3 protein-coding genes are annotated in these 9,983 nt (G+C 56.3%); all 3 read left to right on the top strand.

The features are described from left to right. Nucleotides 1-505, top strand: a 505-nt coding sequence (locus VGL38_14115) for a T9SS type A sorting domain-containing protein (GenBank protein ID HEY3296561.1), incomplete at its 5' end; no start/stop codon positions are given. 67 nt (nt 506-572) lie between these two features. Continuing rightward, nucleotides 573-7,577 carry a right-handed parallel beta-helix repeat-containing protein gene (locus VGL38_14110; GenBank protein ID HEY3296560.1) on the top strand — a complete coding sequence of 2,335 codons (7,005 nt, stop codon included), beginning with the start codon at nt 573-575 and terminating at the stop codon, nt 7,575-7,577. 587 nt (nt 7,578-8,164) lie between these two features. Then, the gene (locus VGL38_14105) at nt 8,165-9,958 is read left to right on the top strand and encodes a T9SS type A sorting domain-containing protein (protein ID HEY3296559.1); all 1,794 of its coding nucleotides are present in this window, start codon (nt 8,165-8,167) and stop codon (nt 9,956-9,958) included. Nucleotides 9,959-9,983 lie beyond the last annotated feature (25 nt).

The following is a 9,983-nucleotide window of genomic DNA, read 5'->3' as shown; positions in this document are numbered from 1 at the left end:
GCGCCGTTTGGAATACAGCACCTTCCTTGGTGGCAGTGATCGCGAATTTCCGAACGGGATACTCTGGGACAGCGATCAGCATACCGTCTGGCTGGCGGGGACCTCAGACTCACATGATTTGCCCGTAACCCCCAACGCTCTGGTACCAGACGATCATGGCGTGGAACACGGCTACGGCTTCTATCTATGCTACGACCTGCCTGAAGACAGTACGGACACTGCGCCAAAGCCTTTACCCATACCACAATCCTTCACCCTTTCCGCCTTTCCCAATCCCTTCAACTCCAGCACGACGCTTTCCTTCACCCTGCCGGCAACGGCCAGCGTCAAGTTGTCCATATATAATATTGAAGGCCGGCTGGTGATTTCGCGGAATGCGGGCACATTGAGCGCGGGTGAGCACCGCCTTAGCGTTGATGGAGGATCCCTGGCATCTGGGATCTACTTTGCTCGCCTCGAAATCGTCGGCCAGTCTGCCCAGTGTAAACTCATGTTGCTTCGCTGATAGAATAGTTGCTCACCTTAGAGCAGCAGTTGTTACTGCACGCGTACTTTTACCTTGGAGGCGCCCTGTGAACGGGAGCAAATTACTTTTTCTACTAATTGTGTTCGGAATTGTGTTCACGCAACCCGGTTACGGCTGGTGGACCAACGTTAAGCCTGAGATACAAACTATCAAGGGTCTTGATCCAGACGCCGAGCCACTTCACCTTTCCAATCCGCTTAAGATTCGTTACTTAAGCGGAGGCGGCACTTCGGCGGAAGACTTAGAAATCGCTTGGTGTGCAGAAGAGCTGGCCACGCGTTTGCGGAAGGTCGCCGAAGACCATCAGGTTCCCTTAGCGGTGACGGTGGAGCGGTGGGGGTGCCTGCCTCCACCTGAGGAAAATGATATTGTTCTGGGCCTTTGGAACCCCTACATGCGCCCGGTTTTCGATACCGATAGCTGGGAGCCCTGGCATCACTCGCCGATGGATAAGTACCATCCCGAAGGATACTACATTCTTGTGCCGGATGTCATCAGTCCCGTTTATCTTACAGCATCCACCACACAAGGTTTACGCTACGGTGTCACGTCGCTGTGGAAGGCTGTGGACGTGGCGGGTACTGAGTTTGAATTGGGTGTTGCTCGTATAGAGGACTTTCCCACCTTTGAGTTCCGGGGACTGTCCGTGTTCTCAGACCTCGGAGATCCAGATCCAACATTGGTTCCCAAAGCAGATAGTAACCACCCAGGCATAAACCGTCCCGAAGCTTTTGCGGACTCTGTGACCAAGATTGCGTACTATGCTATGCTTGAAAACAAAGCCAACAGCTTAGTACATAATGGAAGCCCATGGTACTATGGCAACAACAACTCGCACAGGCCCGCAGAGAGTACTTTCCTGACGCGGTTTGGCACTGGACTCTGGGGCACAGACAGCCACAAGAAATGGAAAGAATTCGGCATTGACTGGTACGAAGGTGTAAATTGGCTGGATCAGAATGCCAACCAGGATAACTACTACCGGAGCATCCAAATCGTAGATACATGCTCAGTGGAGCAGGATGGCGGTTGGGTGCGGCTGCATGTCTCCTCGGGGACAACAGCATTCACTGGCGGAGATTTCCAGGGATGGGGCACTCAACCGAATCCACCTGGATGGGATCCCCCGGCTTCGTTTGAAAAGGTTGTTGAAGCCAACCAAAACATCTTCCTCAGGGTGAAGGATATTCAATCGTCCGGGGGTGGTGCAACGTTCACCGCTGCGAAGCAGAAGTTACAGAATCATTGGGGTCTTGAGGAAGATGCGCAGCATGTGTGGACCGCCTATCCATCGCGACAAATGATCCTTTCTTTCAAGGTTCGCGTAAATAGTATGTTGGAAAACGACATCGCGACTATCAAGGTGAATATGCCCGGCGTACCTGACGGCCGATTGGCAGGTGATTATCCGCCTACGGATGATGGTGGTTATCTCCCGACAAACCCGTGTACCGGTTATCACACAAATTTCGACTTAGTCCAGTCGGGTCAGTCCCTTGGCCGAGTAGCGCCTACAGATGGCTGGGTAACACTGAAGCAGGTGTTTACGACGTACGGTGCTAAGTACATCACGGTAGAAGTCACGCCAACCGGGGTTTCCGATAACGCAACCGTCGACTTCGACGATTTCAAAATAGTCGACTCGGACTTCTATCAACTCTACGCGCCTGAGCACCAGAATATGTCGTTTGAAGTCCTGCGTGATGGCATCTCGCAGTTCACCTTCAACACCGGATATGATCTTCAGGAACTGAGTAATTCAACCAAGGCGTGGAAGGTTCACCACGCGGCGGTCAGTGTTCCCACGGCGGCGTGGAACGGACACGACGGTTTCAATGCGAACGACAAAGTAGTGGTGACGTATCGAAGTTTTGCACGCCGCGCCGCAGGTCCGATTGTCGAAACAGGCAATGTCACCGGCGAAGTCTATCCCATTATTGACGGTGGAAGCCCGCGTTACCTGGCACGGACGGATCATCTCACATCATTTGGTGGTGATGCTGCCTTGGAAGATCAGCGGGATTGGTTTGAAAGTAACTTCTCCGGCAATGTACGCGGTTACTATTCCGCTGAAAACGAGATTCATGGCGCTGGATGGCGCGATGGCGATTACGGGGATATGAATCAGAGTTTTGCCCAGACCTACGGTGAGTTCATGAGCGATGTTGCCGGTACACTCTCCCCTAACAAACCCCTCATTCTGTTTTCGGACATGTTCAGTCCGCACCTCGAAGCAAAACGCTTTTGTCGCACCAACAATCCCTTAGGAATTGTTGGTGGATTGTATCACGGAGATCGAGACAATTGCATGAGTTCGAGCAACATCCCTGGGCTGGATCCGGACGCGACGATCTGGTTCATCAATGAAGACATCGACTATGTCAGCATGAATCAAGCTGAAATCGATGCGCGCCAGGAGTGGTGGAATGGCGTTGTCAGCCGACCTGACAACAAATGGAGTGAATTGCTTGGTGGCCACCTGATTATGACACGAGATGGGACGCCTGTACCCTGGCCAAACGACAATAACCGAGCCTATTACAAGCATGTAGTGAACGGCGCATATGCCGCGCGGGAAAGTGGCGCGAGAATTCCGGGCGGCATGCGGTTTTTCTGGCCAGGTGAATTCAAGCATGGCGATTACGCCACAACGGAGTACTATGGCGCAAACAGCGGGCGCACTCAACAGTGGCTTCAGTGGTTGTGGAATTGCGGTACGGTCACAATTGGAATTCGCGATTTCGCGGATTATTATGACCACACCCAGAACACTGCCCATGCAGATTTTAAGATCTACCCCCAGGAGCCGGGTCCAGCGGAGATTGCATCCGACATCGATAGTGTCGTGCTGCAATATCGATTCGGACTCAGTGGTGACTGGCTTCGCATCAAGCAGCTGGGCAACAAATACCAGAGCAAGAGCGACAGCGTGTACTCATTCGACATTTCGCTCCCCGATAGCGGAGGAGTTGTAGAATACCGGGTCTGGGCATTCGATGATTTCGGGCGCTACCATTCTTATCCCGCCAGCGGAACGAAGTTAAAGGATCCCGATGTTGGCGACCGGTTGTATTTCACATTTGAACGTCGGAAAGACGGTGTGATCGATCACTCAATGACATTCCACACGCCGGGCGTAATGACTCAGCCATACGTGATCAAACCGGGTGCTACGCTGGCGATTCGGCCTTTACCGGATTACGTTTACTCAACAATGGCCGTATCCGACAATGCTTCCATTAGTTTCGAAGAAGGCTTGGAAACTGTGGTGCCCCAACTGGACATTTCGGCAGGCGATACAGCGACGATTGCGTTTGAGTTGCAACAAGGGTCAAGTCACTGGGATGGCATTGATAGCAGACATGGCTTGATCTCTACGCACAATGTGAAATTCCTCAGAGGCACAGACGGTCTGAGTATCAGCCCGGCCAGCGGTATCCAATCTCACTCGATGCAAAAGACAACCTTTGAGGACATTGTGCATGTCTCCGGTGGTTCCGTCAAGGTGGAAGGTTCTCCCACCTTCAGTAGCCTGATCGTGGACAGCGGCGCAACCCTTGAACTGCAACCGGGCACGGTCGTTTCTTTTGCGGATACAGCACGATTGCTGGTCAGCCCGTATGGCAAGCTGCATTGCATCGGTACGGATTCGCTGCCCATCGTGTTCACATCCACAGCGGACAGCCTGAAGTGGCTGGGCGTGCAGATCAGCAAGCATGCGGCGGACACTTCATCCTTTGCGTACTGCCAGTTCGTAAATTCCCAAGCCGGATTGCTGGCTGACAACGGAGTAGTCAGTCTTAAGCACTGCTCATTTGCCGGTAACCACACTGGTGTGATGGCCATCAACGGCGGCACCGTGCTGGCCGATAGCTGCACCCTGACCTCCAACCAGGACGGCGTGGTCATTGCCAACCTTGCCACAGGCCATCTGTCGAACTGTGCGGTCTCCCGCAACAGCGGCCCGGGTCTTGTGGGCCTTTCCCGGTCCACTTACTACCTCGAAAACTGTGTGGTGGACAGCAACAGCGGCGACGGCACAGCAGGCGGCCTTGGGCTCTACACCGGCTCACAAGCCTTCCTGAAATGCACGAACGTGGAAGGCAACACCGGACCGGGCATCACGGCCTATGGTGGCGCGGTGATGATGAGTTCGGTCGATACGGTCGCAGCGCCCAACGTCAACTGGCGCGGCAACAGCATCCGGGCCAACCACACGGTCGGCAGGGAAGGGCAACTGACGCTGATGGGCCGCATCGGCTTGGGCCTTTACAACGGCCACAACCAGATCGCCGACTCGGCAGGCACATCCACACTGGTTCGCTGGGAAGATCATCCCACCCGCGACTGGTGGCGCGACGTCTACTGGGGCCGGACGGATACGGCCAACATCCTGAACCGTCTGCCCAGCAGTGTGCTGCTCTCCCGCGTGGATTCTTCGTGGAGCAACTGTCCGGCATTCCGGGGCGATGCCACGGAACCGGATTCCCTGATTACCGACTTCCTGGCCCCGCACAACAGCGAAGCGGTGCCGGACTGGAGCAGTGCCCGCACCGCGTATCGCAATCTGGTGAAGCTCTCGCCGAAATCGGACTACGCCTTTGCCGCCGCCGACCGGCTGCTGGATGTAGACCGGGCAGCCCACTACTCGGTGGACAGCACGCGGCTGTATCTGTCTTCCATCGCCGATACCACCACCAATGCGGCGCTTAAGCGTTGGCTGAAAAATACGATTGGTTGGTGCTGGGCCGAAAAGGACAGCATCGCCAAGGCCAACAGCCTGTATGACTCGCTGGCAACTTACGGAGCGACCCGGCTGGATCGGGCCAGTGCCAGCGCCCAGAAGCAGATGGTGGCGGTGCACAAGTTGTCTTCGGATACGGCAGGCTTCACGGCCCTGTCGGTCATACAGCATACGGATTCGGCGCGGATGTTTATGGAGCGCATGAATCTCTGGACGCAGACCGTGATCACCGACAGCGTGATCATGTATGCCCCCTGCCAGGTGGATACGATGATCGAGATTGCCCAGGGTGGAACGCTGGTCATCCTGCCCCATCCGGGAACGGAAGAAGCGGTAGTGAACTTCGGACCGCATGGTTCAATTACCGTGGACGGTTTCAGTGAGTCCCAGCCACGCGGTAAGCTCTACGTGCTCGGCACAGCACAAAGCCAGGTGATCATGAACTGGGACACGGTCAGCACCGGAGGCCCGAATATCGCGTCTACATGCGGTTACGTGGAGATGAAACATGCGGTGCTTCAAGGAAGTGGCTGGGTCAACAGCAACGAAAACCCCTTGGAAACCACAACCCGGATGCCGATTTTCCAGGCGGATTCCTGCACCTTTAAAATATTCGCCGACGGGATCATCTGCTACGGCACGGACAGCAGCAGCTACCTAACTAATTCTACTTTACAGAGGATGGGTGGCGTGGACATGTTTGGCGCCGGGAGCAGCAGCGCCCTGGCGCTGTTCGGCGATGCTCATCTGCGCATTGAAAACTGCCACATTGAAGGCAGCCGGGAAGCCGGTTTGCTGAACTACTACAGCAACGCCGATCTGAACGTCATCGGCACGACGATTACCGGCAGTGACGGAAACGGCATATTGAATTGGGAAGGCGGCAATCTGACCTTGGAGTGCAGCCAGGTTACAGACAACGGCGATACCCTGGCGGAAATCTGGGTCAACGGCGGGACCGTGGATCTGGTAGGTGCGCATACGCAGCTTGCCGACAGTTCCGGAACGCTGATCTACAGCTCCGATCCGTCTTATGTGGACGTCGGGGACGGCGAAAACTCCTTTGACCTCTGGACGGGCAACGGGCGCTACTTGGCGTCCGGCGCGACCAGCGGAAGCTGGAGCATCGGGATGAATACGTGGGCTCCCTACACGCCGGGCGATACGGCCTTCTATGCTCACCTGTGCCCGGCTTCGCCGTCTTTCTGGTCCGTTGACACGTCTCTTGCAACCTTCGCATCGTGCGAGGCGAGCACGCAGTCCATCGGCGACGGCCTGTCCGGTATGCTTCCCGGCACCTCGGACAAACACCAGACGGATACATGGACGCCCGGCTCAGGCAACCCGGCAACGACCATCAGTGCCCTCCAACCGACCATCGGTTTGACCGCGACTACGACAGTGGCGGGCGGTGCGTTAGCGAAGGGGCCAGTGCGATCAGCACAGAAGGGACTATCGGCCGTCAACGAGAAGCGCTCTAACCAGGCGATGATGCTGAATCACTATCGCGAGGAGCTGTCCCAGTGGCGCACGGCCAAGGCGCTCCGCAATGCCGGTGACAAGCAGGCGTCGCTCCAGCGCACAATGACGTTCCTGGCCGATCATCCGGGATCGAAGCTGGTGCCTGCCGCGTTGGCGAACCTGGCAGGCTTGGCCCAGAAGGGTGATTTGAACGGGACGGTAAGCAAGTTCCTTGCCGAACAGTCCAACACCCTGACGGATCCGGCGCAGCGCATTCAGGCCAAGCGATTCTCCTATGTTGCCAAAGCACGGGAAGGGAACCCCTCCGAGGCCTTGGCGGGATTGGAGGAGATGATGGAGACGGCTCCGACGCTCAAGGACTCTCTTGAAGCCTTGGTGGACGCAATGGGTATCGGTTTCTTCAACCGGCACAACAAGAGCGTTCACCCGCGTAGTCCGCAGATTCGCTGTGCGAATGTCAAAGAACTGCAACGCCGGGTCATCGAATGTGCGCGCCTGTTGGATAACCCTGCAATGAGTGCCAAGGGCCACGGTCCGATGATCCCCACGCAGTATGCTCTTTACCAGAACTACCCGAATCCCTTTAACCCCAATACGGAAATCCGGTTCGATGTGCCGGAGGCGGTGCGAGTGGAAATGAAGGTGTTCAACATCCTCGGACAGGAAGTGGCTAAGCTGATCGATGAAGTCCGGCCCGCCGGTGCCTACCGTCTGACGTGGGACAGCAGGACCACATCCGGAGCATCCGTTGCCTCCGGTCTGTATATCTATCGTATCAAGGCCGGAAACTTCGTAGACGCGAAGAAGATGATGCTCGTCCGGTAGAGGTGTTACGGCTTGACCAAAGGAAACAGGCTCCTCCGCGATGGGGAGCCTGTTTCCTTTGGGGTGTGCAACAGGAATGACTATCGGGTTATGATTTCCTGGCGGAGCCTTGGCTGACTGAAACGGTAATCCGCGAAATTGCTTGTGCCAGCCTTCGATACAGAGCACAAAGAAAGACGCACCTACTGGGCAAGTTGTTCTACGGCGTCGGGTTACCGCATCTGCGAGTTCACAGCACCAGATGCACCAGCCCCCCCCGGCCGTCATCGTTGAGGTCTTCAATCGTAGCCGTCACTACCAGCAGAAGATTTCGTTGCTGATGCAGATTTGGCGATTTGTAAATCCGAAATCAGGTTGTGAACGTTCGAGACGTTTGCTGGAAGCCTACTATAGCCAATAGAATGCGGTGTGCGCAATTTCTTGCACTCTTTCCTTTCTTGGTCATATTCACGGTAATGCAAACCATTTTATACACAATGCCCTATCGCACTTGACATTCTGCGAGCGGTTCTTCATATTGCTGACCAACAAAAACGTAGCGGTGCGCGACCCGAGCGGATGATCCACGCAAAAAAGCAGAGACCAAGATGAAGAGACACCACCCCCTATGGCACATAAGTTTGAGCCTGCTGATGTTGCTCATCATGCATACCAGCCTTTTCGCCCAGCCACAGGTGCCGGTGACTTGGGGACAAGCGAGGTGGCTGAACAGCGGGTGCAGTCTGGAAAGCTACCATAGCTTCATCATGATGGGGGACACGCTACTGGCCGGTGGAACGTTGTCCGATGGCAGCCAGAACCCCAACTACACGCCGGTCGTGGCCCATTCCTTCGACAACGGGCAAACCTGGAGCGCTTGGCAACGGCTGGATAGCAACTTCTATGATAATGTCCGGCTCATCCTCAGCGGGGCAGACGGACGCATCTTTGCGTTTTACGATACTGAAGATTCCACCTTCCACGTGACCAGCCAAACCATGCGGTCGCTGGACGGCGGAGCTACATGGGCTACCTGTTTGCCGCCTATAAGTAATCGATGGCTTTCTGCGGGAACGGCTGTCGGCAGGCAAGTGGTTGTCGTCAATATAGACACCCAAGGCCATTTTGACAAGCGCATTTCGATCAGCGATGATGGTGGGGATCACTGGCGGCTCCTGATACCCCTCGCGGGCGATTCGACTTTCGTCATCGGAGCGGGGCTGACGCGGACGAACATCTTGCTCGATGAGGCCCGACATGTTGGACGTTCCTCGCGTGTGGGTGTGTCGGTCGGCGACCGCAGCAGCCAGAGTTGGAGTCCGTATCAGGATTTGCCCGGCCAACCGATGGCCGCCTACATTATCAACAGCCTGCTGACGGCCGATAGTTCCTCCGAGACCGCAATCCAACTCAGCGTCTGTACCCACACCGACGGCTTCGTGATGGAAACCTTGTACTACCAGCGCACCACCGATGCCGGTGTGAGCTGGAGTCTGCCGCGCACGCTCTCCCAAGGGGCGACGCTCTCGTCCTACATGGCCGAACCGGAAGCCTTTTGCCACGGCAAACTGTGGGGCGTGGCCTGGCAGGACTACGGCAGCGCCGATTCGACCCGCTGGGGTATCTATTTTCGGTTGTCGGCTAACCACGGCAAGGACTGGTACCCGCAGCAGTATGTGGATGGCGTGGCATTTTACAGCTGGTACGGCACCGGCCAGTTTGTCGGCAACGAGGTGCGGCTCTACTGGCAGGGATTCCATGACAGCTGGACGACCGAGGACTACCGCACCGTCAATGGAACCCTTACCCCGGACACGCTGCCGCCGGCGCTGACACTGGATCTATGGGGACAGGATACGATCCGGCAAGGCGACACCCTGCGTTTGGAAGCGACCGCCGCCGACAACGACACACTCTCGGAAGTGCGCGTGCTGATTTCCGACAGCGGTCAGGTCAGCACCGTGAGCATGGAACGGACATCGGGCTCGCGCTACAGTACCACGTTTGTGGTGCCGCATGAAGGCCGGTTCGATTATCGGGGCCAAGCCGAGGACTTCTGGGAGAACATTACCAGCGTCCCCGACACCGGTTGGCTCTCCTTCGTGGCTCAGGGGCCGTCCGCAACTTCATCCTTCATCCTTCCGCCGTCCTCCTTCGCGGTGTCGGTGTTTCCCAACCCAAGCAACGGCTGGCCATCGCTTCAGCTTGCACCGGAGTGGTTTGCGCAGGGGCCGGTCACCGTCAGCGTCTACAATCTGCTGGGACAACGACTGCTGCAACGGCGGCTTGCCAACAGTCGCACATCCCTTGCTCCCGATGCCCCGTCTGCCTCAGGACTTTTCGTGCTGGAGGTCGCCAGCGGCAGCAGAACCGCCAGACAGAAACTCTTGATCCTGAAATAAGTCCTGCCCCTTTGGGCGGTGAGTA

This window comes from bacterium (genome assembly GCA_036504735.1).
Lineage (GTDB): Bacteria > Electryoneota > RPQS01 > RPQS01 > RPQS01 > DASXUQ01.
This window is presented reverse-complemented; position numbering and strand designations above follow the sequence as displayed.

Bases quoted from the DNA above. Each gene is read 5' to 3' on its own strand.
- VGL38_14105 (HEY3296559.1), top strand. From the start codon at position 8,165: ATGAAGAGACACCACCCCCTATGGCACATAAGTTTGAGCCTGCTGATG.